The 24,400-nt window shown below is 33.4% G+C and carries 22 protein-coding genes and 1 pseudogene; 17 read left to right on the forward strand and 6 right to left on the reverse strand.

The window, feature by feature from the left end; genetic code table 11:
• Positions 1-75: 75 nt before the first annotated feature.
• Positions 76-240, reverse strand: a complete 165-nt coding sequence (locus ACH0B5_RS11655; protein ID WP_122970513.1) for an aspartyl-phosphate phosphatase Spo0E family protein — start codon at positions 238-240, stop codon at positions 76-78.
• Between the two features lie 821 nt (positions 241-1,061).
• On the opposite strand from ACH0B5_RS11655, the gene ACH0B5_RS11660 reads away from it, so the two are divergent.
• From ACH0B5_RS11660 to ACH0B5_RS11675, 4 genes are all read left to right on the forward strand, one after another.
• Entirely contained in the window at positions 1,062-1,520 is a 459-nt protein-coding gene (locus ACH0B5_RS11660) for an SRPBCC family protein (protein ID WP_122970514.1), read from the forward strand.
• A 205-nt stretch (positions 1,521-1,725) separates the two neighbouring features.
• Positions 1,726-3,249: a DEAD/DEAH box helicase gene (locus ACH0B5_RS11665; RefSeq protein ID WP_122970515.1), complete on the forward strand. Its 1,524-nt coding sequence runs from the start codon at positions 1,726-1,728 to the stop codon at positions 3,247-3,249.
• A gap of 58 nt (positions 3,250-3,307) precedes the next feature.
• The gene (locus ACH0B5_RS11670; protein WP_341362187.1) at positions 3,308-4,090 is read left to right on the forward strand and encodes a YqhG family protein; all 783 of its coding nucleotides are present in this window, start codon (positions 3,308-3,310) and stop codon (positions 4,088-4,090) included.
• Between the two features lie 97 nt (positions 4,091-4,187).
• Complete coding sequence (locus ACH0B5_RS11675; RefSeq protein WP_406927843.1) at positions 4,188-5,018, forward strand: carbonic anhydrase; 831 nt, start codon at positions 4,188-4,190, stop codon at positions 5,016-5,018.
• A 40-nt stretch (positions 5,019-5,058) separates the two neighbouring features.
• Here ACH0B5_RS11675 and cbpA read toward each other — a convergent pair whose 3' ends face one another.
• The gene (gene cbpA / locus ACH0B5_RS11680; RefSeq protein WP_406927844.1) at positions 5,059-5,703 is read right to left on the reverse strand and encodes a cyclic di-AMP binding protein CbpA; all 645 of its coding nucleotides are present in this window, start codon (positions 5,701-5,703) and stop codon (positions 5,059-5,061) included.
• Between the two features lie 189 nt (positions 5,704-5,892).
• Here cbpA and ACH0B5_RS11685 point away from each other — a divergent pair, with 189 nt between their 5' ends.
• Positions 5,893-6,267: a DUF378 domain-containing protein gene (locus ACH0B5_RS11685; RefSeq protein ID WP_122970519.1), complete on the forward strand. Its 375-nt coding sequence runs from the start codon at positions 5,893-5,895 to the stop codon at positions 6,265-6,267.
• Between the two features lie 40 nt (positions 6,268-6,307).
• On the opposite strand, the gene ACH0B5_RS11690 is transcribed toward ACH0B5_RS11685, so the two are convergent.
• Complete coding sequence (locus ACH0B5_RS11690; RefSeq protein WP_406927845.1) at positions 6,308-6,955, reverse strand: hypothetical protein; 648 nt, start codon at positions 6,953-6,955, stop codon at positions 6,308-6,310.
• A 211-nt stretch (positions 6,956-7,166) separates the two neighbouring features.
• Here ACH0B5_RS11690 and ACH0B5_RS11695 point away from each other — a divergent pair, with 211 nt between their 5' ends.
• Positions 7,167-7,661: a hypothetical protein gene (locus tag ACH0B5_RS11695; protein WP_122970521.1), complete on the forward strand. Its 495-nt coding sequence runs from the start codon at positions 7,167-7,169 to the stop codon at positions 7,659-7,661.
• Positions 7,662-7,665: 4 nt separating this feature from the next.
• Positions 7,666-8,202, forward strand: a complete 537-nt coding sequence (locus tag ACH0B5_RS11700; protein ID WP_341362184.1) for a D-glycero-alpha-D-manno-heptose-1,7-bisphosphate 7-phosphatase — start codon at positions 7,666-7,668, stop codon at positions 8,200-8,202.
• Between the two features lie 59 nt (positions 8,203-8,261).
• Here ACH0B5_RS11700 and ACH0B5_RS11705 read toward each other — a convergent pair whose 3' ends face one another.
• On the reverse strand, positions 8,262-8,480 hold the full coding sequence (locus ACH0B5_RS11705; RefSeq protein WP_122970523.1) for a hypothetical protein: 219 nt from the start codon (positions 8,478-8,480) through the stop codon (positions 8,262-8,264).
• Between the two features lie 153 nt (positions 8,481-8,633).
• A complete protein-coding gene (locus ACH0B5_RS11710; protein WP_341362183.1) occupies positions 8,634-9,455 on the reverse strand; it encodes a uroporphyrinogen-III synthase in 822 nt (273 codons plus the stop codon).
• 271 nt (positions 9,456-9,726) lie between these two features.
• On the opposite strand from ACH0B5_RS11710, the gene nirB reads away from it, so the two are divergent.
• The 7 genes from nirB to ACH0B5_RS11745 all read left to right on the forward strand — a co-directional run bounded on the left by nirB (position 9,727) and on the right by ACH0B5_RS11745 (position 18,615).
• Positions 9,727-12,138, forward strand: coding sequence for a nitrite reductase large subunit NirB (gene nirB / locus ACH0B5_RS11715; protein ID WP_406927846.1), 2,412 nt, complete (start codon positions 9,727-9,729; stop codon positions 12,136-12,138).
• A gap of 24 nt (positions 12,139-12,162) precedes the next feature.
• A complete protein-coding gene (gene nirD, locus ACH0B5_RS11720; RefSeq protein WP_122970526.1) occupies positions 12,163-12,483 on the forward strand; it encodes a nitrite reductase small subunit NirD in 321 nt (106 codons plus the stop codon).
• A gap of 44 nt (positions 12,484-12,527) precedes the next feature.
• Positions 12,528-13,379, forward strand: a complete 852-nt coding sequence (locus ACH0B5_RS11725) for a formate/nitrite transporter family protein (RefSeq protein WP_406927847.1) — start codon at positions 12,528-12,530, stop codon at positions 13,377-13,379.
• Positions 13,380-14,153, forward strand: coding sequence for a uroporphyrinogen-III C-methyltransferase (gene cobA, locus ACH0B5_RS11730; protein ID WP_406927848.1), 774 nt, complete (start codon positions 13,380-13,382; stop codon positions 14,151-14,153).
• Positions 14,154-14,340: 187 nt separating this feature from the next.
• The gene (locus ACH0B5_RS11735; RefSeq protein WP_341362180.1) at positions 14,341-15,342 is read left to right on the forward strand and encodes an N-acetylmuramoyl-L-alanine amidase; all 1,002 of its coding nucleotides are present in this window, start codon (positions 14,341-14,343) and stop codon (positions 15,340-15,342) included.
• A 129-nt stretch (positions 15,343-15,471) separates the two neighbouring features.
• Positions 15,472-17,049: an alkaline phosphatase family protein gene (locus tag ACH0B5_RS11740; RefSeq protein WP_406927849.1), complete on the forward strand. Its 1,578-nt coding sequence runs from the start codon at positions 15,472-15,474 to the stop codon at positions 17,047-17,049.
• Positions 17,050-17,136: 87 nt separating this feature from the next.
• On the forward strand, positions 17,137-18,615 hold the full coding sequence (locus ACH0B5_RS11745) for an aldehyde dehydrogenase family protein (protein ID WP_122970531.1): 1,479 nt from the start codon (positions 17,137-17,139) through the stop codon (positions 18,613-18,615).
• Positions 18,616-18,724: 109 nt separating this feature from the next.
• Here the strand turns inward: ACH0B5_RS11745 and ACH0B5_RS11750 are convergent, their stop codons facing one another.
• Positions 18,725-20,470, reverse strand: a complete 1,746-nt coding sequence (locus tag ACH0B5_RS11750) for a B12-binding domain-containing radical SAM protein (RefSeq protein ID WP_406927850.1) — start codon at positions 20,468-20,470, stop codon at positions 18,725-18,727.
• 438 nt (positions 20,471-20,908) lie between these two features.
• Here ACH0B5_RS11750 and ACH0B5_RS11755 point away from each other — a divergent pair, with 438 nt between their 5' ends.
• From ACH0B5_RS11755 to ACH0B5_RS11765, 3 genes and pseudogenes are all read left to right on the forward strand, one after another.
• Positions 20,909-21,616: a DNA alkylation repair protein gene (locus ACH0B5_RS11755; RefSeq protein ID WP_406927851.1), complete on the forward strand. Its 708-nt coding sequence runs from the start codon at positions 20,909-20,911 to the stop codon at positions 21,614-21,616.
• A gap of 232 nt (positions 21,617-21,848) precedes the next feature.
• Positions 21,849-22,323, forward strand: a pseudogene (locus tag ACH0B5_RS11760) (DinB family protein).
• 615 nt (positions 22,324-22,938) lie between these two features.
• Positions 22,939-24,381 carry a DHA2 family efflux MFS transporter permease subunit gene (locus ACH0B5_RS11765; RefSeq protein WP_406927864.1) on the forward strand — a complete coding sequence of 481 codons (1,443 nt, stop codon included), beginning with the start codon at positions 22,939-22,941 and terminating at the stop codon, positions 24,379-24,381.
• Positions 24,382-24,400 lie beyond the last annotated feature (19 nt).

The raw sequence follows: 24,400 nt of genomic DNA on the forward strand, positions 1-24,400 counted from the left end.
TTGACACCCCGTATCATACCAAGAGGGCTCTTTTTTGTTCAAGTCCTCGAAAATCCTTCTAACAGGAATGCTCCTTTATGCAGCTTTATGTAAATAGATATTAAGTAAAGCATCTAATTCTTGGCTACATGTTACAGTTTCGGGGTGAGTAAAGCCTAAATTGTTTGCTTTTTTATACATATCCTTTCTTTTCATTTCAATAAGTAGTTTTAAAATTTGTCTATAAAATTTACTTCGCATTTAAATAATCCTCCAAGATTTAGTATTATATTAAAATTTAATAGATTTGTAATTTACTTTAGTAATTGTATATTACTTATCTTAAAAATTATGTCGGTTCATGGTTGAAAAAACGGAATTCACAAATATGTCACAATTAATCTTTTAAATAGACACATATTTTCATTTTAATCTTTGTAATAAATTTTTTTTTTGCGTAACGCTAGTAATCCCTAACAACCTCCGTATTTTAAAATAATCAAGACTTGTTTTAAAAAAATTAGTCCAATTAAGGTGAATTTGTCAAAATGCAAATTGTCGAAGTCGACACATACTCGAATAATGACGATTTTTTAAGAATACTTGTTGAAAAGAAAGAAAATAAATGAGTGATTAAATAGTTAGAAAATTTGAAATTTTTAATTGAAAAATATTATATTACAAAACTATTATTGGATCACTTTCAAAGTGAAAAATTTCACATTTTCTAATTTCTCCATGGAGCTTTTGTACTACTAATTTTCAAATTGTATAAAATAGTATACATGTATAAAATAGTTTACAAAAGATATTTTATATAATTACTAACAAATTTACAATATTTTTCTTTTTACAATATGCTGAACTTTATGTTACAAAATGATGTGGATTTGGATATATTTGTAACAAAATATAGGGGAGCTAAAATTTAAATTAGCTGCTTTTGAAAGAGAAATTAACGTAGGTCTTTTAAATTAATTTCCATTTTTTGAGTTTCTGCTATCCGTATAAAGTTACAAGTTATTGGTAAATTATAGTTGGAAAAGATAGTATAAGAGTAAGACATACTTTGGGGGTAAAAAGTGAAATCCTGGTCAAAAGAAATCGTAATTCATGCATCAATAGAAAAAATATGGAAGTTATTCGATGGTAATGTAGAAGAAATGCAAAAAATAATGCCTCAAGTTGTATCCCATGAACCGCTTAAGCTCACTTCCAATAAAGTTGGAAGTGTATATCTTCAAAAATATCGAGAAGGTAAACGAATCCAAGAGTATGAAGTAAAAACGTTAGAGTATGAGAATGAGTGCGATTATAAAAAACTAACGATAGGATTTAATCTTGCACAATGGTTTAATATATCAGCCCAATATGAATTGGAAAAAATAGATGATCAAAAAACGCTTTTTAAATACAAGACGACGAATCAACCTTTGAAATGGTTTTTAAAACCATTAGTAAAGTTTGCATCTGATAAACCTGTTATTCAATTTATGGGAAGGGTAAAAAAAGTAGCAGAAGCTGACTTAAAGGACAGATAAGTTTCTGTTCTTTTTTTGTTCCTTTACGTATATCATCCAAAGGTATAAATGGGTCTTCCAAATAAAATGAAACAAATCCCACTTATTTCTAAAAACATCCATAAATTTATTATTTTCACTAAAATGCTTGTTTTACTCCAATGTTCATTTATATTTTTTTATTTTTTGGACATTATAAAAGTTATAACAAGCGAGGTGTCTTCAAATGATTATTGAACGATCGACTAACTGGAGAGAGGACTTTTTTGAACGCTTTGAACAAGATGGTCCATGGGATAGTTGGACCCTTTATAAAATGAGTTATGAAATTGAGAAAATGAACTTAATACCTGAGTTTTCCGGATTGCAAGCTCCGAAATTTTTAACAAACTTACAATTATTACCTCATCAAGTAGAAGCAGCCCAAACCGTTATCGAAAAGATGAATGGAAAAGCGATTTTAGCAGATGAGGTAGGTCTAGGGAAAACCATAGAAGCCGGTTTGATTATGAAAGAATATATGATTCGTGGTTTAGTGAAGAAAGCCCTTATTTTAGTTCCCGCATCGTTGCAAAACCAATGGGTGACAGAGTTGAATGTACGTTTTTTCATACCAGCTATCTCCTATCGGAAAAATACACCTATTGATCATTATGATGTGGTAGTTATGAGTATGGATACTGCCAAAAAAAGTCCCCATCGAGAAAAAATTTATGAACAAGATTACGATATGATCATTATAGATGAAGCACATAAATTAAAAAATCATAAAACGCAAATCTATGAATTCGTACAAAGTTTAAAGAAAAAGTTTTGCCTGTTATTAACAGCAACACCGATTCAAAATGATGTATTTGAGATCTTTTACTTAGTTTCTTTATTAAAACCTGGTCATTTAGGTAACTATGAGGCATTTCAAAGTTCCTTTTCAGCTACAAAAAATAGTCTAGATGGAGAGAAATATTTAAGAGAGCTTGTGAATCAAGTAATGGTAAGGAACAGAAGACATGATACGGGAGTTGAGTGGACAAGAAGGAAAGTTCAAACGATAACAGTACAGTTCACTGAACAAGAAAAAGAAGTTTACGACATGATTAGTGAATTGAAATCAATATCCTCAATCTTTTCAAGCTCCTTTACAATGGTGACTTTACTGAAGGAAATGTGTAGCAGTAAAGAAGCAACCTTTTTAACGTTAAATAAAATGCTCCAAAAATGTGCTCAATCAGAAGAGAAGGAATATATAGAAGCAATAATGGAGAAGTTAATGAATCTAGAAATTAATGCAAAAGCGGAAAAGGTAATCGAAATTATAGAAAAAGCACAAGATAAAGTCATTATTTTTACTGAATATCGAGCAACACAAGCTTATTTACAATGGTATTTATACACAAAAGGAATTACTAGTGTATTATTTAACGGGAAATTTAGTAAAAGTAAACGGGATTGGATGAAACAATTATTCCGAGAACGTGCTCAAGTGCTTATAGCAACAGAGTCTGGAGGAGAGGGGATTAACCTTCAATTCTGTCATCATGTTATTAACTATGATTTACCGTGGAATCCGATGAAGTTGGAACAAAGAATAGGGCGTGTTCACCGTTTAGGACAAGAAGAAGATGTCCATATTTATAATTTAGCGATTGAACAGACGATTGAGCAGAAAATTTTAGATTTATTAAGTAGTAAAATTGATGTTTTTGAAAAAGTAGTAGGAGATTTAGACGACATTTTAACTCGAAAGGCGTAATTGTTGGATGATTAACTATAAAAAAATAGACCTTGGATGAAAAAGGGGTACTAATTTTATGTATGCTGAGGAAATTCATAATTATTTAAAAAGCTTTTTTAATGAAACAGGTTGCGAAGTTCTATCTGATGAAGGGCATTTATTAATGGTTCAATTAACAGTTGATATTGATAAAAAAATAATGAATCGCCCCTTCTACTGGCAATATATCGAGGCAACAAATAGTACGCCAAATCCAGCCAGACTTACATTAATTACGAATCGAACAAAAATAGATAATCCATTAATGGGTGAAATTATTCATTTCGGTTCTGGAAGATTAAATCAAATATTTAAAGCAACAAAGGACCTTGGTTCATTCGTAAAGATGTATCAACAATTTAGTAATGAGGAAGGGAAACAACAAACGTTAACACCATATTTTTGTGTTAATTATAAAGTTTCCTATTATTGTGATTACACAAAGGAAAAGCTTTATTCTTTAGGAATTAATTTAATAAATGGCGAGATTGAAGACCATTTTCATGAATTTGTTAGTCAATTAGATTTGGAACCTCTACCACCTAAAGATACTTTTTGTTTGCAATATATTATAAAGCCAACAAGAGCTTTGGAACGGTTAGATTTAATGATTCAAAATATTATCCAAAAGGATGATCATTCTTGGGCAGAAGAAGCAAAAAAACGATGGGTTAAAGAACAGGAAGTGTTAGATTACTTTTATGTTGGCGTAAAAGAAAAACCGGAAAGTTATGAAATTGAGAAAAGGGGATTGGAAGACCGGTTTAACCCTCGAATTAAAGTCGAAATCATCAACGGAGGTTTATTTTATATTAAATAATTTTTCCTTATAAAAATAAAAATTTTCTTATGTTGAATAGAAAGAATAGATTATTGGCTACCTTGATAAAAAGTATATGAAAAAGGAGAAAACACAAATGAAAAAAAGCTACATCTATGCTTTTTTATTAATTGCCATTGTTGTAGTCGCAGTAAGCTATATAGTAAATCCTCCAATTGAACAAGCCCCAGTTGAAAATAAACAACAATTAACAGCGAACAATGGGGCTTCTCCTAATGGGGAAACGAACAATTCAAATGAAATGTTGAATGTTAATTCCAATTATGAAGCTTGTGGCAAAGGTACATTACAATCGCCTATTAACATAGAAGTAAATGAAACGATTGACGAAGAGCAGGCAAAAAAATTAGCAGAACAAGTGTCATTAAATTACGATCAAGCGATATTTGCGGTGGAAAATATTGGACATACAATAGAAGCTAACTCAACTACTTTAGATAATTCTCTTTTAATGAACGACAAGGAATTTAAATTAACAGGAATTCATTTCCATTCTCCGAGTGAGCACCAATTAAATGGCCAATACTTCGATATGGAAGCGCAACTTTTCCATGAATCAGAAGAGGGTGAGCTAGCCATTATCGGTTTATTCATTGAAAGTGGAAAAGAAAATGCCGTTTTAGCAGAAATGTGGGATGAAATACCAACTGATGGTGATGCGGCAGCGAAATTGTTAAAAAACCCTGTTGATTTACAACAGCTTTTACCTGAAAATAAAGAAGTATATCAATATGTGGGATCTTTAACAGCTCCTCCATGTACAGAAGGTGTTAACTGGTTAATCTTAGAGGAGCCAATTGAAATGTCGAATGAACAAATTAATCGTTTTAGCTCCATTTTTTTACAGAATAATCGGCCAATACAACAATTAAATGATCGAGATGTATATAAATTTAATTTAAATTAAAAGGAAATGCGATTGAGAAGTTTTTCTCAATCGCATTTGTTCATTTGAATTGATCTTGATTAAATATTTCTACATCGATTAGCCTTGCTCCTACTTTGTGAAGAAGTTCTTCTACTTCTTTAATGGTTTGGTTGTTTGCTCCTTTACCTAAAGTCACAATAATTCTTCTTAAATACCAATTGTCATCATCGATTGAAAATACACCTTTTATAGTAGATTTTTTCTTAATGAGAGTTAAAATTTTAGCTAAAATTCCTTCCGTATCAGGAAGGGCAATTGTTAATGCACAACTGCCTGTTTTATATCCCCAAGCTTCTTCCAACAATTCAAATACTTTCGAATGGGTAATAATGCCTACAAATTGTTGATGTTCATCAACTACAGCTAAATAGGGTAGTCGTTTTATTGAAAAGAACACTTTAAAAAAAGAGCTTTCTTCATAAATGTGTCCATCTACATCTTGAACAAGTTGTGATATCGGGATATCCATATTGGGTTGTTCCAATAAATGTTCCAAAATCGCTACCTTATATGCATTTCCAATAAATTTTTGCCCATGGTCATCAAGAATCGGAATGCAGCGGAAGCCAGATTCTTTCAGTTTTGCTAAAACAGAAGTACAACTTTCTGATTCTGTACACCATACAACATCACTTTTTTTCACATATCTTTGTTTTACGATCAATTTTTTTCTTCCCTTCTCGTTGAGCGATTCCAAATTTTCTTAATAAAAACTGGAAATTTGGGCAAATGATTTTCATCATATTTTAGAATATGACCGCATAATTCGTTATATTCATCGAATAACAGTATAAATTTATGCGGATTGCAAAAAATAAAGATGCACAATAAAAATTGATTGTAGGAGGTTCACATGGGTATTATATATCGAATTTCACTTGTTCTTGTCATTATTGGGGCAATTAACTGGGGATTAATCGGTTTATTTAATTTTGATTTAGTTGCAACACTGTTTGGAGGTCAAGAATCAGCATTATCAAGAATTGTGTATAGCCTAGTCGGATTAGCTGGTTTATTATGTATACCACTGTTGTTTAGAGAATTAAAAGATGACGAAGTGGTGCTTGAAGATAATCGTCATTCCAATGCATATACAAATATGAATTACCAAACAGAATTCGGTGATGAACCTGATTTTTCGAAGGAAGAAAGAGAACGGGCATTAAATCTTTACGAAAATGACGGAAAAGGCGACAAAGAAGATAAAAATAAAAATGATCTTGTTTAATAATGAAAAGCGTGTGATGAATTCACACGCTTTTTAATGTTTACTTTGTTAAGTAATCAAATTTCTTTGGAAATGTCACATCGATTTTTTTAAATTCTGCCTTTGCTTCCTCTACACGACTTTTTACTTTTTCTTTTGTTTTTTCGTCTAATTTTTCATAACTTTCATGCATTGGATGTTTAGGCATTTCAACTCCAAGAGCAGCTAATTTTTGATCTGCTTCTTTTTTTGTAATTGTCCCATCTTTCTTTTGCTTAAAGATTTCTTTTACTTTTGTTTTCGTTGTTTCATCTAAATTCTCAAATGCTAGACAATGCTTATGTTTTTCTCGGGGATTTACTCCAAGAGCTTTAAACTGCTGATCGGCCTCTTCTTTTGTAATTTCACCTGATTTTAATTGTTTGAAAATTTCCTTTATCTTTTTTTTCGTTTCATCGTCTAATTTATCAAATTGTTCGTGTTTTTCTTTATGATCCGGTATTTCCAAACCAAGTTCCTTTAAGTCTGTTTTTAAAGAACTTAAAATATTGTCTACTTTTTCTTTTGTTTTAGCATCAAGTTGTTCATATTCATCGTGAAACTTATGATGGTTATTATGAGCGGAAACCGATGCTACAGAGCTAAAGGAAATTCCTACTGCTAGGAAAGTTGTTAAGACATAAATCCAATATTTATTTAATTGTTTCAATGTAGTCCCTCCTATTATTTTTTGATTTTCTCATTTATATTTTGCGTAAAAAGAAATGAATAATGTAACCATTTGTAGATTTTAAATTTGTACTTAAAAGTTACAAAAGGTTGTGGATTATTAAAGAAACGTTAATTTTCCATATATTGAATAACATCACCTAATTTATGGAATAATTGGTATATAATTATTCAAAAAGTAGGTGTTGAAGATGAATTATGTTTTCGTTTTAATTCTTTCTTTTGTTATGATGATTACAATTACCGCTACGAATGTGTATTTAGGTAAAAAAATATCTTACAATTACATACTTTATAATGCATCGATTACCTTTGGCAGTGGCGTAATTTTTTTTCTAGTAAAAATGATCGTAACGATAGATGTTGCTGGGAAAATAGAGCAACTTGCTGACATCGTCATAACGATGTTATTGATTTTAGTTTTCTTTATGTCATTAGTTGAAACGCTTGTGATTGAAGTAATGGAAAATGGAAAAGAGATAAAAGGGAATCTCCAAACATTTACAAATAAAGTAAAAGCAATAGACAGGGGAACGATTAAACAAATCCCTGGAATGTTCCATACGATTAAAAACAAAATGATCACGAAATCGAAATCCCTTTTCCCCGTATTTATTAGTTATATTAAAAAGGTAAAGTTAATTGATCATTTAATAAAAAATAAAGTTATAAATAAAAAGGTGTGAAGGAATGAATAGTGCTGTGTTTTTAGATCGGGATGGCGTTATTAATGAGGTTTTAACTAATCGAGTGAAGTTTGTAAATCAACCAAAGGATTTTTATTTTTTACCGGGTGTTCCAGAAGCCATTAAACAATTAAATCGCTATTTTGATTTTATTTTTGTAGTGACAAATCAAGGGGGAGTAGGACTTGGTTTTATGAAGGAGTCTCAACTTATTCAAATTCACGAACATATGGTGAAGGAATTAGCTAAATTTGGTGCAATCATACATGATGTGGCCTTTTGTCCTCATAAACCGAAAGCAGGATGTGAGTGCCGAAAACCAGGCAGTAAAATGCTAATCGATTTAAGTAGAAAATATCATGTGAATTTAGAGAACAGCTATATGGTAGGAGATACAGATACGGATATACAAGCGGGTAAAAAAGCAGGGACGAAAACGGTCTTCCTTGGTGAAAATGATCCATTAGCCGATGCTGTTTTTCCTGATTTACTTTCAGCATCTCAATGGATTATACAAGACGTACAAGCTCATTTAAAATGAAAAAACCGCTTTGAAATGCTGTAGGAGCAAAAAAGTGGTACTGATAATCATAACAACTTTTATCTTCTTTTCTTCTTATCTACGTTATTGACTAAAGATTGTTTCTTTACTGTTTCTAATTCAAGCTGTACATGATATTTGTTAGGCTCAATTTCGGTTACACTTATTACTTTTCCTTTACGACCTTTCAGTTTAATTTCAGCACCTTCAGTTGGAATATGATTAAGTAATTGACTAATAAAAAGGTTATTTTTTTCATAAAAATGAACAGCAAACATGAGTCCATCTCCTTTTAAGAAATTTACTTCCATTCTATGAAGGGAATCAAAATATAGAAGGACTTATAAAGGAGAAGAGGAAATATTTTTAAGTTTTAATTAAAGAATGGCTAATTCATTTTGATGAATTAGCCATTTATAATGAGACAAAGGTTAATTGGACCTAGTGACGCTTTCCTTAAAATATTTATTTAAAGTCATTAAAGCACTCCCGATTCGTTCATCTTGAGGAATGAGCATTCTTTTAACTCCTTGTTCCTTTAAGGCATTACCTGTCACTTTTCCTATTGGAAGCGCTAAAACGTTTTCTTCCAATGCACTTAAAAGTTCAAAATGAAGATTGCGTTGTTTCGCATATTTAAAAACGTAATGTACTTGTTGAACGCTAGTAAAACTGACAGCATCCAATTGATTTGTTAGAATTTCATTCAATAGTTGTTCCAATATCTCCTTTTGAGGTGGGATATGTTGATATGGAATAATTTCCTGAAAGTTTGCTTGTTGCTCCTTTAACCAATTTATCAATTCAATTGAAGGGGATCCGTATAATTGAACGGCAACGGATTGATTCTTAAGATTATGGGAAGCAAATGCACGAATTAGTCCTGCAATACTTCCATCATCATCTCTAACAATCGGAAATAATCCTCTTTTCTTTAAGGAATTCGCACCTTTATACCCGCGAACGGCAATTTTCATAGTGGAAAGGGCTTGTTGAAGATTTTCTTCATAATCCATCTCCTTTGCAACCTCAAATAATTTATCAATTCCAATACCTGTTGTGAAAATAATCCATTGAAATTTACCGTTAATAATTTCTTTAATTTCACTACCTATAAAACTGGAGTCAAAAAATACAGTTCCTTGCGCTGGTCGGTGAACAGCAGAACCTCCAAGTTGCTTAATAATATTCATTTGTTCGTCTACTTTACGTGTGCCTAATAAGGCAATACATTTATCGTCTAATCCACCCATTGTTTCGCCCTCCTAAACTATTCTTTATTTCATATTAACAGAAAACCGATGATAAAATTCTAAATGTTAAAAAAACTTACATAAATTTTATGAAAACGTTTAAAAATCCGTCGAATTTGACTTCTTACTATAAAAATCAAGCAAAAAGAAAACGTTTTCTATGAAAAATTGGAAAAAAGATGCTTTACAAATACTTCTTATGTGATATTATCTGACATAGATATAGTTTAGAATTTTCTGTTAATTCAAAACGATAAGAGGAGGATTATAAATGGAAAAAAGACGATTAGTCCTTGTTGGAAATGGGATGGCGGGTGTAAAAACAATCGAAGAAATTTTAGCAATTTCAAAAGATCAATTTGAAATAACGATAATTGGTGAAGAACCTCATCCAAATTATAATCGAATTTTATTGTCTAAAGTATTACAAGGTGATACGACGTTAGATGATATCACATTAAATGATTGGGATTGGTATGAGGAGAACAATATTCAATTGTTAACGAATGAAAAGGTAATTTATATTGATAGAGAAGAAAAGATGATTACAACAAATGTGGGAACAACTTTAACCTATGATGAGCTTATATTAGCTACTGGATCAAAACCATTTATTTTACCGATACCTGGAGCGGACTTAGAGGGAGTAACGACTTTCAGAGACATGAAAGATACCGATGAAATGCTTGCAGCCTCAAAAAAATATCGAAAAGCAGCTGTAATTGGAGGGGGACTTTTAGGATTAGAAGCGGCTAGAGGTTTATTAAATTTAGGAATGGATGTAACGGTTGTACACCTTGGAGAAAATTTAATGGATCGACAATTGGATGAAGCTGCAGCTACTTTATTAAAAAAAGAGTTGGAAAAACAAGGGATGCGTTTTTTACTACAAAAAAATACAACAGAAATAGTTGGTCAAAAAAGAGTGGAATTTTTAAAGTTTTCAGATGGAGAAACATTGATGTGCGACCTAGTTGTGATGGCAGTTGGGATTAAACCAAATATCGATTTAGCAAAAAGTGCGGGGCTTAAAACGAACCGTGGCATTATAGTCAATGACTTCTTGGAAACGAGTTTTCCTAACATATATGCTGTTGGAGAATGTGCAGAACATAATGGAATCGCATACGGATTAGTTGCTCCGCTTTTTGAACAAGGGAAAGTATTAGCTAAAAAGATTAGTGGATATGAAACAAATCCTTATAAAGGTTCAGTTGTATCTACCCAATTAAAAGTTTCTGGAGTGGAAGTTTTTTCTGCTGGAGATTTCATCGAAGGCGGAGAAAGAAAAGCTTTAAAGGTGTTTGACGAACAAGATGGTATTTATAAAAAAATGGTATTTGTCGGAAAGAAGTTAGTCGGTGCGGTACTGTTCGGTGATAGTAAAGAAGGAAATCGACTTTTTTCCATGATTAAAAAACAGGCTGATATTTCAGATACAGTAAAGGTAAGTTTATTGCAGCCGATTGGAGGTGATTCGGGCGAAAGTGTTGTTGCGTCAATGGCTTCCGATGAAATCATTTGTGGTTGTAATGGTGTATCTAAAGGAACAATCGTACAAGCGATTCATGAACAGGAGTGTACATCTGTTGATGGAATAAAAGCATGTACGAGTGCTTCAAGATCGTGCGGCGGCTGTAAATCAATGATCTCTGAATTACTTGAAATCACTTTAGGTGATCAATTTGTTGCAACAGTTTCGAAAGAAACTTTGTGTAGTTGTACGGATTTATCCCGTGACGAAGTTTTAGATGCAATTCGTAACAAAAAATTAATGCATACTCGGGAAGTGATGAATGTTTTAGGTTGGTCGACTAGTGAAGGCTGTTCAAAATGCCGTCCAGCTCTAAATTATTATTTAGGCATGATTTATCCACTTGACTATGAAGATGAAAATGAATCCCGTTATGTAAATGAACGCTTACATGCCAATATTCAAAAGGATGGTTCCTTTGGTGTTGTACCCCGTATGTATGGGGGTGTGACAAATTCAGATCAATTACGGAAAATCGCCGATGTGGCTGATAAATATAACGCAAAGTTATTGAAAATTACTGGTGGCCAACGAATTGATATTTTCGGTATCGAAAAAGAAGATTTACCTAAGGTTTGGGAAGAACTTGATATGCCTTCAGGTTATGCATATGGTAAAACTTTACGAACAGTGAAAACATGTGTTGGAGAAACGTTCTGTCGTTTTGGCACACAGGATTCTATGAGTTTAGGAATTGCTTTAGAGAAACGTTTAGAACGAGTAGGCAGTCCCCATAAATTTAAAATGGCCGTATCCGCTTGCCCGAGAAATTGTGCCGAATCAGGTATTAAAGATTTTGGTGTAGTTGGAGTAGAAGGTGGATTTGAAATGTATGTAGGGGGGAATGGAGGTACCCATCTACGAGCAGCTGACCTACTAGGAAAAGTAAAAACAGCGGACGAAGTAATTGAATACGCATCAGCTTACTTCCAATATTATCGCGAAACGGGAATTTATTTAGAACGGACATCTAAATGGTTAGAGCGAATGGGCTTAGACAATATTAAAGCCGTTATTGAAAATCCAAAACAACGAAAAGAATTAAATGAACGATTAGAAGTTGCTTTATCTGTTCAACAAGATCCTTGGAAGAAGATTATTCATAGTGAGAAGTTAAAAAGTGAGTTGTTTGAAAAAGTAAAAGTCTAATTATTCCAAACGGGAGGGAACAGGATGAAACAAGTAGTGGAACGTATAAAGGTATTAAAAATTGATGAAGTAGCAAAGGACTTCGGAAAAACGATTCGTGTAGGAGAAACAGAAATAGCTTTATTTCATTTGAAAAGTGGGGAATTTTATGCGATTGAAAATCGGTGTCCCCACAAAGGCGGTGTATTAGTAGAAGGTTTAATTAGTGGACAGCATGTTTTTTGCCCAATGCACGATTGGAAAATTGACGTTACGACAGGTAAAGTTCAAGAACCGGATCATGGATGTGTCAAAACTTATCAAGTAGAAGTCAAAGGGGACGATGTTTATATTCTTCTTTCTTAATCATTTAAGGAAGTATCCACTATTAAATAAAAAGGAGAATGCCTATGTCATATGTAAAACCGAAGCAAGTGATTGAAAATATGATTGAAGCAGGGACAGACAAAGCAAAACTATCGATTCATAATATGGTCTTACGGGGTATATTATCAGGTGCTTTATTAGGGTTTGGAACAACATTGGCTTTCTCAGCTGAAATGCAAACAAAATTAGGCATTGTAGGTGCGATTCTGTTTCCTGCTGCTTTTGTTATCATTATTTTACTTGGATTGGAATTGGTCACTGGGAATTTTGCTTTAATTCCATTGGCAGTACTCGAGAAAAAAGCAACAATCAAAGAAATGTTTTTGAATTGGTTTTGGGTTATTGTAGGGCATTTAATTGGCGGCTTTATTTATGCGGTATTATTCGTTGTTACTGTAACAAATTTTGGAACGACATCGGAGAATATGATAGCTGAAAAAATTATTCAAGTTGCTGAAGCAAAAACAATTGGCTATCAAGCCATTGGCGCAACAGGCATTATTGTAGTTATAGTCAAAGCAGTTCTTTGTAATTGGATGGTCTCTCTAGGGGCTGTAATGGCAATGACTACTCAGTCTACTATTGGAAAAATTGTTGCAATGTGGCTACCTATTTTAATCTTCTTTGCTCAAGGATTCGAACATGCCGTAGTTAACATGTTTGTCATTCCAGCAGGTATGTTATTGGGTGCTGATGTTGGCTTTGGTGACTGGTGGGTTTGGAACCAAATTCCTGTGTTATTTGGGAATATAATAGGTGGTTTTATTTTTACAGGATTAGTCCTTTATGCAACTTACCATGGATTTTCAAAAAATGGAGTCAGCTTGTACAAAATAAAACAATCAAGTTCCATTAAAGAAGTAGAGGATTTATAAATGGGAACTGTATATATCGTAGGTGCTGGTCCAGGTGATGAAGAGTTGATTACAGTAAAAGGATTAAATTGTATAAAAAAAGCTGATGTTATTCTCTATGACCGATTGATTAATCCAAATTTATTGAAATATGCTAAAAAGGGAGCGGAAATCATTTCCTGTGGTAAGCTACCGAATTGTCATACGATGCAACAAAATACGATTAATCTTGAATTAGTAAAATACGCAAAGCAAGGAAAAATTGTTACTCGTTTAAAAGGTGGCGACCCATTTATATTTGGTCGAGGTGGTGAAGAAGCTGAAGCTTGTATTAATGCAGGAGTTCCTTTTGAAATTGTTCCTGGAATAACATCGAGTATTGCAACCGCTGCTTATGCAGGCATACCAGTAACTCACCGAAACTATAGTTCTTCTTTTGCGCTAATAACTGGCCATCGTAAACAAGGGGAAACAGATAATATGAATTGGTCCGCTTTAGCTTCAAGTATTGATACGTTAGCCATTTATATGGGAATGAGAAATTTAAAGCATATTACCGAACAACTAATTGCCAATGGTAAAAGTAAAGAAACACCCGTTGCCCTTATTCATAAAGGAACTACTGCTTTTCAACGTACATTAGTAGGCACTTTAGATAATATTGAAGAAATGGCAAAGCAGGAGCAAATCACCAACCCTAGCATGATTATTATTGGTGAAGTAGTTCGATTTAGAGAAAAATTAAACTGGTTTGAATCCAGTGTTCAACTTCTGGCTGTAAATGATATTCCTTAATTCTTAAAAAGGATAGCTTATCAATCTCCAATACCTAATTTCGTGAAACTTTTTATTTACGGAAGGAAGTCTCTTTTCCTCCTATCGGATAGTATTTAATAGAATAGAGAATTCTTTTTTAAATTTGAGGCAACTGTTCTAACCTCTATTTATTCTATGCATATACTATTTCCGAGGGTGATGAAAAATGATAAAAATAGGATATGGTGCCGGTCATGGATATCATACACCAGGAAAACGGTCACCAGACGGAGAAAGAGAGTGGTCTTTTAACAATAAAGTTGCCCGTGCTTTTGCGAATGAATTAGCCTTGTATAAAGGGGTTATTACGAAAAGATTTGATGATCCAACTGGAGAAACAGATGTTCCATTAATTGTACGGACAAACGGCGCAAATAGTTGGGGTGCAGATTATTATATTTCATTTCATCACAACGCCCTATCTGGTCGATGGGGGACTCATACAGGTGTAGAAACATATACTTTCACATACCCATCTCCTCAAAGTGTTGCATTAGCAAACGCCATTCATCCAGCAGTTGTTAAAGCTTATGGCTTAACAAATAGAGGAATAAAACGAGCGAACCTACACATTGTTCGTGAAACAGAAATGCCTTCTATTTTAATTGAAGGCGGTTTTATGGATAGTACGATTGATATCGTAAAATTACGTAATGATGAAATTCTAGCGAATGTTGGAAAATCTGTTGCCCAAAGTCTTGCTCGTTTTTTAGGGCTCAGTAAAGTAGCTGAATCTGAACAAGAAACACCGGTTTCAACACCTAGCCGACCTCCAGTAAATTCACTAACTCCAACACCAGTTCCAACACCAAGTGAAAAACCATCCCAGTCATCAACAAAACTTGCGGTAGATGGTTATTGGGGACCAGCAACAACAAGAGCATTGCAACGTCATTATGGTACAACAGTCGATGGTATTATTAGCGGCCAACCGAGAAATCCGTCGACTGTAAATATTCCATCAGCTCGCTTTGGTAGTGGCGGAAGCCAATTAATTCGTGCAATGCAGAAAGATTTAGGAACAACGGTTGATGGATTTATAAGTTATCCCTCACTCATGATTAGAGCATTACAAAGAAGATTCGGTACGACACAAGATGGTTTTATTAGTAAACCATCCCAACTTGTAAAAGCAATGCAAAGAGCGTTAAATAATGGAACATTTTAACTTAAAAAACTGTACTCCCTAGTTGCTAGAAATAATCTAACATTACGGAGTATAGTTTTTTCTTTTTTTAAGCATGTTGAATGAACCTTTAAACCATAATAATAGAAATTCATTTAAAAGGTGTTTAATATGCTGCGTAAAATTTTATTTACAGTTGTTGGTATCTTTGTCATTTTAGGAATATTTGTTTTATCGTTATCCATGTCAAAAACTAAGGATATAGATGATATTGAGATTCAAACGAATAAGAAACCCGTTATTTTTATTACAGTCGATTCTCTTATGACCGAATCGCTTCAAAAAGCAATTGATCAAGGAAAGGCACCAGCACTAGAATTTTTAATTAAAAATGGAACGTTTTATTCAGATTTTGTTAGTTCCTATCCAACGATGTCCGTAACGATTGATAGTACGATTTTAACAGGTACTTACGCTAACGAGCATCGTATTCCCGGTTTAATTTGGTTTAATCAAAAGGAAAATCGAATGATTAGTTATGGAAGTGGTTTAGCTGAAATCTGGAACAATGGTATACGAAATGTCACGAAAGATAGTATTATTCATTTAAATAATGACCATTTAAATAAAGAGGTTTTAACGATTCATGAGGAGTTGGACAATAGAAATTTACAAAGTGCTTCTATTAACGGGCTTCTTTTTCGAGGAAACGAACGTCACCTATTAAATGTTCCGAAGATGGTTACGTGGCTTAATTTATTGCCAAAAAATGTTGAGGTAGTTGGTCCTACAATTTTGTCTTTAGGCGCTTTATCTCAATTGAATCCCCAAAATGATCGTCAAAAGTTTCTTTGGGATCGAATGGGTGTTAATAATGAATTTACGGTTAATGAATTGAACTATTTAATTGAACAACATAAATTACCTTCCTTTACCCTTGCTTATCTTCCTGATGCCGACGCGACTTTACATCGAAACGGTCCAGATGATTTATCGGCTATTGAAAAGGCAGATGAATCCCTTCAAAAACTGTTAAATAACTTCTCTTCATGGGATAAAGCAATTCAAGAAGTTACTTGGATTATAATGGGCGATAGTGCTCAATCTTTAGTGGAAAAGGATAAGAAAAAAGGTTTGATTGATTTAAATAAACTGTTAAATGGCTATAGCTTTTGGGATGGTGATAAACGGAATGGTCAAATTGCTATTGCCATTAATGAACGAATGGCTTACATCTATTTAAATGATGATAAATTATCGATAGATGAAATCGTTGGAAAGTTAAAGAAAGATGAACGGATTGGCTTTATAGCTTGGAAGGAAGCAGATCGTAATTATGTAATAAATCCTAATCAAAATGATTTACTCTCCTTTTATCCGGATGGATCATTTAAAGATAGTTATGGACAAAGTTGGCAGTTGGAAGGGGGTTTAACTGTATTAGATTTAAATTTTGATCATGAAGGAACTATTCAATTTAATGCGTATCCAGATGCTCTAGCTCGACTTCATGGTGCTCTACATTCAAATCCAGGTCGTTTTATTATTGTAGATGCCAAACCGCATTATGAATTTATCGAGGAACATAGTCATGATCATGCAGGAGGGGGAGCTCACGGTTCCCTTCATAAAATTGATTCACTCGTTCCGATGATAATTGTTGGAACAAATTCAAAGCCCGAAAGTCATCGCTTTGTAGAATTAAAAGAATGGTTAGTAGAAATAGTTGAAGAAGCAAATAATTCGTAATTGAAAATTGTAAGGTATATAATCGTAACACAATTATGGTAGAACATAATTGTGTTAAAAAGTAAAAAGTTATGGAGGTAATACACAATGACTAAGGAACCAATTACAGTTCATGCAATAATTAATGGGGAAAAAATTAAAACGGAAAAGACAATTCCGAGGGAAAACCCAACTCATCCAGATGAAATTGTAGGTTATGCTCCAAATAATACAAAAGAAGAAACGATTCAAGCAATCGATGCAGCATATAACGCCTTTAAAAATTGGGCTTGGACTGATGTAGATGATCGAATAGAACGAATGAAACGTGCTATTCAAAAATTAAAGGATTCGACAGATGAAATAGCCGAATTATTATCCCGTGAACATGGTAAAGCTCTTTATGATGCAAAAGGAGAAATTGCTATATCCATCATGTGGATGGAATTTGCTTGTGACCATGTGAAAAAGGTAGTAACGCCAGAAGTTAAGGAACATGAAAATGGTAGAACGATTATTACCTTTGATCCAATCGGTGTTGTATCTGCCATTACACCATGGAACTATCCAATTTCCTTATCAACGATTAAAATTGCACCAGCACTTTTAACAGGGAATACAATGGTTTTAAAACCAAGTCCTTTTGCTCCGTTAGCAGTTAGTCGTGTAACAGAAATAATTGCCAATGAATTCCCACCAGGTGTGTTAAATTTAGTTAACGGGGATGCGGAAGTAGGAATTGAGTTAACATCAAATCCGAAAGTAGCGAAAATCGCCTTTACAGGTGGGACAAACACTGCTAAGCACATAATGAAATCCGCTTCAGAAACAATCAAAAAAATGACATTAGAACTCGGTGGAAATGATGCTGCGATCGTGTTGGACGACTTTGATGTTAACGACGAACGTGCATTACGTCGAATGGTTATTTCGAATTTCTTAACTGCAGGACAAATTTGTATGATTGCAAAAAGAGTCTATGTGCACCGCTCCATTTATGATGCTTTTGTTGAAAAATATATTGAGGCGGCAAATAAATGGATTCGAGTAGGAGATCCTTTCCATCCAGACGTTACAGTAGGTCCGGTTAATAATAAAAATCAAGTGAAATACGTAAAAAGTTTAATTGAAGATGCAAAAAATAAAGGGGCTAAAATAATTCCGTTAGGGGAAGTATTAAATCCTGAATTAATGGATAATGGTTATTTCCTACAACCGACCCTTGTATTAGGTGCAGATTACCATGATCCGATTGTTGTAGAAGAACAATTTGGCCCAACTGTACCAATTCTTCCTTTCGATGATGAAGAACAAGTTATCGAGTTACACAATGAAAGTATTTATGGTTTAACAAGTTCGGTTTGGGGTGAGGAAGAACATGCTATTAAAGTAGCACGTCGCATTGAAGCTGGTACAACAATGATTAATACAGCTGCTGTTCAAGGGTTAGATGTTCGGTTCCCATTCGGAGGCGTAAAACAATCCGGAGTAGGAAGGGAATATGGGGAAGAAGGATTAAAATCTTATACTGAAACCCATGTCATTAATATTCCAAAAAATTTAGAATTACCATATATTCCTGAATAAAATAAAAACAGTTGGAGACCTGTTCTCCAACTGTTTTTTGTTAATAAACTTAATGCTGTAGCTTCTTGGGGGAATTGTTAATTCGATCTCTGCTTGTAAAATTCTTAAATTATGCATGTACTTTTTCAAGAGTTGCAAAATAAGGCTCCATTCCAGCGCGGAAGTAAGCGAGTAAATATCCTTCTTTCACTACAATTTGTCCATTTTTGAAAGCTTCATAATCTAGTGCAAAAGGAATCAATAAAGAATGTTTAAAGAATGCCTTTTCACTAAGGTCAAATTGGGTAAATTCTTCACCGGCAAGGGTTGGATTTTCCTTTAATATATTGTATATTTCTTTTTGTTCTTCCCGTGAAACCCGTTCATCCCACCATAATTTTCGCGGTTGGAATTGTTGTTTTGATAAATAATCAAGCTGCATTAAACTGCGAACGATATCAAGATTTACATTAGGTTGAGTAGCTAAAAACGCTTCTAACCTTTTAAACAAATCTTCGAGCTGGTGCCCAATTCGGGACCACCCTTTTTCTTCCCAATAAGTACCGAAGTTTTGGAAGAAATCAAAGGGAGTTTCAAAACTTTCCGTTACGAGGTATTCAATTGTATTATCCATTCGATGATCATTCCAATATTTCTCAAGTACATCTTCTGCCTGTTTAATTCGAACAATATCATCAAAAGTTAACACGTTATTAGAGAAAATTTCATAAGGTGCCACATCGACATACGTATAACCATATTTTTGTGCCTCTACACGCAGACCTGTCCCACGTAAAAGTTTTAAAAATCCAAGCTGTAACTCTTCAGGTCGCATCGCAAATACATCGTTAAAGGTTTGTCGGAAGCTATTATAGTCTTCTTCTGGGAGACCGGCGATTAAATCTAAATGTTGATCGATTTTGCCACCTTCTTTAACCATGGTTACTGTACGTTTCAGTTTTTCAAAGTTTTGACGACGTTTAACAAGTTCATTAGTTAAATCGTTTGTTGATTGAACACCAATTTCAAAGCGGAATAAACCTCTTGGTGCATTGTCATTTAAAAATTGAATTACTTCTGGACGCATAATGTCTGCTGTTATTTCAAATTGGAAAACGACACCAGGCACATGTTCATCGATTAAAAATTGGAACATTTCCATTGCATAACTACGACTAATGTTAAAGGTACGATCGACAAATTTAATCGTTTTTGCACCATGGGCCATTAAGTACCTTATATCCTCTTTAATTTTTTCCCGATTAAAGTAACGGACGCCTACTTCAATAGAAGATAAACAAAATTGACAAGAGAACGGACAGCCACGACTTGTTTCGATATATTGAATTCGCTTACCAAGATGGGGAAGATCTTCTTCGAAACGGAATGGACTAGGAAGTTCACGTAGATCAACTTTTTTCGGTTGGGCATGGATTTTCATTTTGCCCTCTTGTAAATAACAAATTCCCGGTACATCTTCGATGGCGATTTCACCATTGAAATATTTTAATAATTGTTTAAAAGATACTTCACCTTCACCCAATACGATAAAGTCTACTTCTGGTAGTCGACGTATCCAATCATGGACATCATAGGAAACTTCAGGCCCACCTAAAACAATTTTTGTTTGTGGCGATACGGTTTTAAGCATTCGAATGACGCGAATTGTTTCTTCGATATTCCAAATATAACAGCTAAATCCAACAACATCCGGCTTGTATTGATAAAGATCGGACACGATGTTAAATGCAGGGTCTTTTATCGTATATTCAACAATTGTCGGATCAAATTCTGGTCTAGCTGATCCTTTCAAATATCGTAACGCCAAGTTGGTATGGATATATTTGGCGTTTAAAGTTGTTAATACTATATTCATCAATGAATACTCCTTTATATATACAGTTACTATATCTAACTATATGATTTTAGCAGTAATAATGGATTTATGCTACAAAGGTATTATAGAAATCAATAGAATAGGCTACACTTTGATTTGAGTCTAGAAATAATTACCAATCTTAAAGCGGTAATTCATTTCTACATTTTTACCATCTTATTTTAAATTGTTTACACACCTTTTGTTCCTATTATTTCCAACTTATGAAGGTTTTAAATCTTTAATTAACTATTTTTATATAATCGTCGCAGATTTAATCGTAAATGTACGATAGAATATGGTACTGTTGAAATAAATAAAATTTGTAAGTTATTTAAAGGTACACTTGGATTATAGTGAAATTAAGAAGTATGAAAAGACCTTAAACAATAGTCTAGTTGATTACAAAAGGAATCTATTAAAGGAGGAAATACAACGATGGATTTTGAAACCGTTATGATGGAACTAGAATCCCTAGGTAAAGAACGAACGAAGAAAATGTACATATCTAACGGTGCCCGTGAGCCTCTTTTTGGCGTCGCAACCGGTGCTATGAAACCTATTGCAAAGAAAATAAAAATAAATCAACCTTTAGCAGAACAACTATATGCAACGGGAAACTATGATGCAATGTATTTTGCCGGTATTATTGCAGACCCAAATGGTATGACGGAATTGGATTATGATCGTTGGATGGACGATGCCTATTTTTATATGTTGTCCGATTATGTAGTGGCAGTTACTTTATCAGAATCAGCCATTGCTCAAGACGTTGCTGATAAATGGATTGCCAGTGGTGATGAGTTGAGAATGTCGGCAGGTTGGAGCTGTTACTGTTGGCTTTTAGGAAGTCTTAAAGACAATGAATTTTCCGAAAGTAAAATTTCTCGTATGCTTGATTTGGTAAAAAATACTATCCATCATTCACCAGAAAGAACGAAATCGGCAATGAATAATTTTTTATACACTGTAGGAACTTCCTATTTACCATTACATGAAAAAGCTCTTTTAATTGCTGAGGAAGTAGGAATTGTAGAAGTAAAAAGGGATAGCAAAAAATCTAGTTACTTAAATGCTTATGAAAATATTCAAAAACAAAAAGAAAAGGATAGACTTGGATTCAAACGGAAGTATGTTAGATGTTGATATTTTAATAAAGGACGCATTTCTAAAATAGAAATAGCGTTCTTTTTTATTTCCAGTCTTTATAAAGCCATCTTCATTTTCATGTGAAATGTAAATATGAGAATTGAAATTAGTAATAAACCTTAGATGTACTCTAGTTCGAATAAAAGAGGACATTTGAGTTACTTTGTAGAATAAGATGACATTGTATAGATATGTATGATACTAATTTAAAGGTAAGGGAGTGTTGGATATAGTTCATGCAAAAGATATTTTAACGGATCAATTATTAGCAAATGCAAATGACCCCAGTTGGTATGAACCTTTTTCAGTTGCTGTAGAAAATTTGTCTGAGGAGCAAGCCTTTTGGAAGCCAAACGAAGATAGTAATAGTATTGCTGAAAACGTGCAACATTTACTTTATTGGAATCAAACATGGCAAACAAGGTACGAAGCATCGCATGTTGATGCTGTTCCTTCAATAGGAAATAATGATAATAGTTTTATAATTCCTGAAAATTTTATTTTTAACGATTTAAAAAAAACAACTATTAGAAGTGCTTATACGGTGGGAAAAGTTATTAACTGATGAAAAGATTGAATCTGATGTAAAAGGTTTCCCAGAAGTTGTAAAGTGGTGGCAAGTGCTTGGGAATGTTTCAACTCATAATGCCTATCACATCGGTCAAATTATATATATTCGAAAGATGCTTAAAAACTGGAAATAGAGGAAATATAAGAGTGAAAAATTCTTTAAAGTTATTAATCGGGCGCTATTCTTTTATAAGAAGCGCCTTTTTCAATTTATTTCAGAATGACAGGAGCAATAAATTTTAATATGTGAGGATCATTGTGTTAAATTATATAAGGGCTATTGAGGTGTAACAGAGTGCGTGGGCAAGAGTTGAAAATCAGGAGATTTTTTTGATTATAAAAACCGATGAACTAATTATTTTCTTTGTTATGGTAAAAATAATATTTATGGTTGAGTTAAATTACGACAATTTATTTTTTTATGAAGTACTTGTAAAACTTGTTATTTTTTGTATACTTTTTTATTCCATACAAGTATAATCAACTCGGAGTATGGAAGAAAAGCACTACAATTATGCTTTATTTGACAGAAAACATCTACACTTTAGTTATTATGGGATGTATTAGCTATTTAGTAAAGATGGCGGAACTTTATGAAACACATAAGAAATAAAGGATTTGAAAGGTGTTTTACATATGATACAAGTAAAAAAAGAAAATATATAGGCTTTAACCCTACACCAATAGCATTACTTTTAAGAACATGATTTTCATAACAATTAAAGGGGGTAAAAATGATGAACATAGACATGTCCGCAAACAATGGTTCGACCATTGCAAAAAATAATATTAGAACAGTACCTATTATCGTTTCGTTCCTAATCGCGGGCTTTATTGGACTTTTCAGTGAAACGGCATTGAATATGGCATTAAATAGTCTTATTACTGATTTTGGAATTAATGAAACTACTGTCCAGTGGTTAACAACTGGTTATTTATTAACGTTGGGGATATTAGTTCCCGTTTCAGGTCTAATTTTACAATGGTTTTCGACTAGACAATTATTTATCACTTCTCTTATTTTTTCGATTATTGGTACTTTTATTGCTGCTCTTGCACCAAGCTTTACGGTTTTAATGATCGCTCGTGTCATTCAGGCAGTAGGGACAGCACTATTATTACCTCTTATGTTTAATACCATCCTTGTCCTAATTCCACCGCAAAATCGTGGTAAAATTATGGGTTTAATGGGATTGGTGATTAGCTTTGCACCAGCTGTGGGGCCAACAATTTCAGGCTTAATTTTAAAATGGTTAACTTGGCATTGGATTTTCTGGATTTCATTACCGTTATTAATTGTAGCAATTGTATTTGGAAGTTTCTTTATGCAAAATGTTACAACACCAACTAAACCAAAAATTGATATTTTATCTATCCTATTATCCACAATTGCTTTTGGAGGAATTGTTTATGGATTTAGTAGTGCAGGAGAAGGTGGAGGTTGGGGCAGTTTAGAAGTAATCATTGCCTTAGTATCAGGTGTCCTAGGTTTATTATTATTTGCTATTCGTCAGTTAACAATGAAGCAGCCAATTATGAATTTAAGTGTATTTAAATATCCTATGTTTGTAATTGGTTTAATTCTTATAGTTATCGTTATGATGGTGATGCTTTCTTCTATGATCCTATTACCACTGTATTTACAGACTGTACTTGCACTTAGCACATTTACAGCAGGATTACTTTTACTGCCAGGTGGATTAATGAATGGATTGCTATCCCCATTAATGGGTGGACTTTTTGATCGATTTGGACCTAAGTGGCTAGTAATTCCCGGTTTCGTATTAGTAATGGCAACATTATTTGGTTTTTCTACAATTGACCTAGATACTTCCAAAGGTTTCATTATAGGTTTACTGATTGTTTTAATGATTGGTGTATCAATGATTATGATGCCAGCGCAAACGAATGGATTAAATCAATTGCCACCAGAGTTATATCCACATGGAACAGCTGTTATGAATACTTTGCAACAAGTAGCTGGAGCAATCGGTACAGCAATTGCAATTTCATTATTATCGTCAGGAACTAATGATTATTTAAGTAATCCTGTAGATGCAACGAATCCACTAAATCCTTTATTAGCATTTACAGAAGGTTTACACAGATCATTTACTTTTGCTATTATTGTGGTTGTAATTGGTTTAGTTATTTCTTTCTTTATTAAACGAGTGAAAGTAGAGCATAGTTAATTAATTAATGGTCAGCCAT

Source organism: Ureibacillus sp. 179-F W5.1 NHS, assembly GCF_045369345.1.
In the GTDB taxonomy this organism is placed as follows: domain Bacteria; phylum Bacillota; class Bacilli; order Bacillales_A; family Planococcaceae; genus Ureibacillus; species Ureibacillus halotolerans.

Bases quoted from the DNA above. Each gene is read 5' to 3' on its own strand.
- ACH0B5_RS11655 (WP_122970513.1), bottom strand. From the start codon at position 240: ATGCGAAGTAAATTTTATAGACAAATTTTAAAACTACTTATTGAAATG.
- ACH0B5_RS11665 (WP_122970515.1), top strand. From the start codon at position 1,726: ATGATTATTGAACGATCGACTAACTGGAGAGAGGACTTTTTTGAACGC.
- ACH0B5_RS11670 (WP_341362187.1), top strand. From the start codon at position 3,308: ATGTATGCTGAGGAAATTCATAATTATTTAAAAAGCTTTTTTAATGAA.
- ACH0B5_RS11675 (WP_406927843.1), top strand. From the start codon at position 4,188: ATGAAAAAAAGCTACATCTATGCTTTTTTATTAATTGCCATTGTTGTA.
- ACH0B5_RS11685 (WP_122970519.1), top strand. From the start codon at position 5,893: ATGGGTATTATATATCGAATTTCACTTGTTCTTGTCATTATTGGGGCA.
- ACH0B5_RS11695 (WP_122970521.1), top strand. From the start codon at position 7,167: ATGAATTATGTTTTCGTTTTAATTCTTTCTTTTGTTATGATGATTACA.
- ACH0B5_RS11700 (WP_341362184.1), top strand. From the start codon at position 7,666: ATGAATAGTGCTGTGTTTTTAGATCGGGATGGCGTTATTAATGAGGTT.
- ACH0B5_RS11705 (WP_122970523.1), bottom strand. From the start codon at position 8,480: ATGTTTGCTGTTCATTTTTATGAAAAAAATAACCTTTTTATTAGTCAA.
- ACH0B5_RS11710 (WP_341362183.1), bottom strand. From the start codon at position 9,455: ATGGGTGGATTAGACGATAAATGTATTGCCTTATTAGGCACACGTAAA.
- nirB (WP_406927846.1), top strand. From the start codon at position 9,727: ATGGAAAAAAGACGATTAGTCCTTGTTGGAAATGGGATGGCGGGTGTA.
- nirD (WP_122970526.1), top strand. From the start codon at position 12,163: ATGAAACAAGTAGTGGAACGTATAAAGGTATTAAAAATTGATGAAGTA.
- ACH0B5_RS11725 (WP_406927847.1), top strand. From the start codon at position 12,528: ATGTCATATGTAAAACCGAAGCAAGTGATTGAAAATATGATTGAAGCA.
- cobA (WP_406927848.1), top strand. From the start codon at position 13,380: ATGGGAACTGTATATATCGTAGGTGCTGGTCCAGGTGATGAAGAGTTG.
- ACH0B5_RS11735 (WP_341362180.1), top strand. From the start codon at position 14,341: ATGATAAAAATAGGATATGGTGCCGGTCATGGATATCATACACCAGGA.
- ACH0B5_RS11740 (WP_406927849.1), top strand. From the start codon at position 15,472: ATGCTGCGTAAAATTTTATTTACAGTTGTTGGTATCTTTGTCATTTTA.
- ACH0B5_RS11745 (WP_122970531.1), top strand. From the start codon at position 17,137: ATGACTAAGGAACCAATTACAGTTCATGCAATAATTAATGGGGAAAAA.
- ACH0B5_RS11750 (WP_406927850.1), bottom strand. From the start codon at position 20,470: ATGAATATAGTATTAACAACTTTAAACGCCAAATATATCCATACCAAC.
- ACH0B5_RS11755 (WP_406927851.1), top strand. From the start codon at position 20,909: ATGGATTTTGAAACCGTTATGATGGAACTAGAATCCCTAGGTAAAGAA.
- ACH0B5_RS11765 (WP_406927864.1), top strand. From the start codon at position 22,939: ATGTCCGCAAACAATGGTTCGACCATTGCAAAAAATAATATTAGAACA.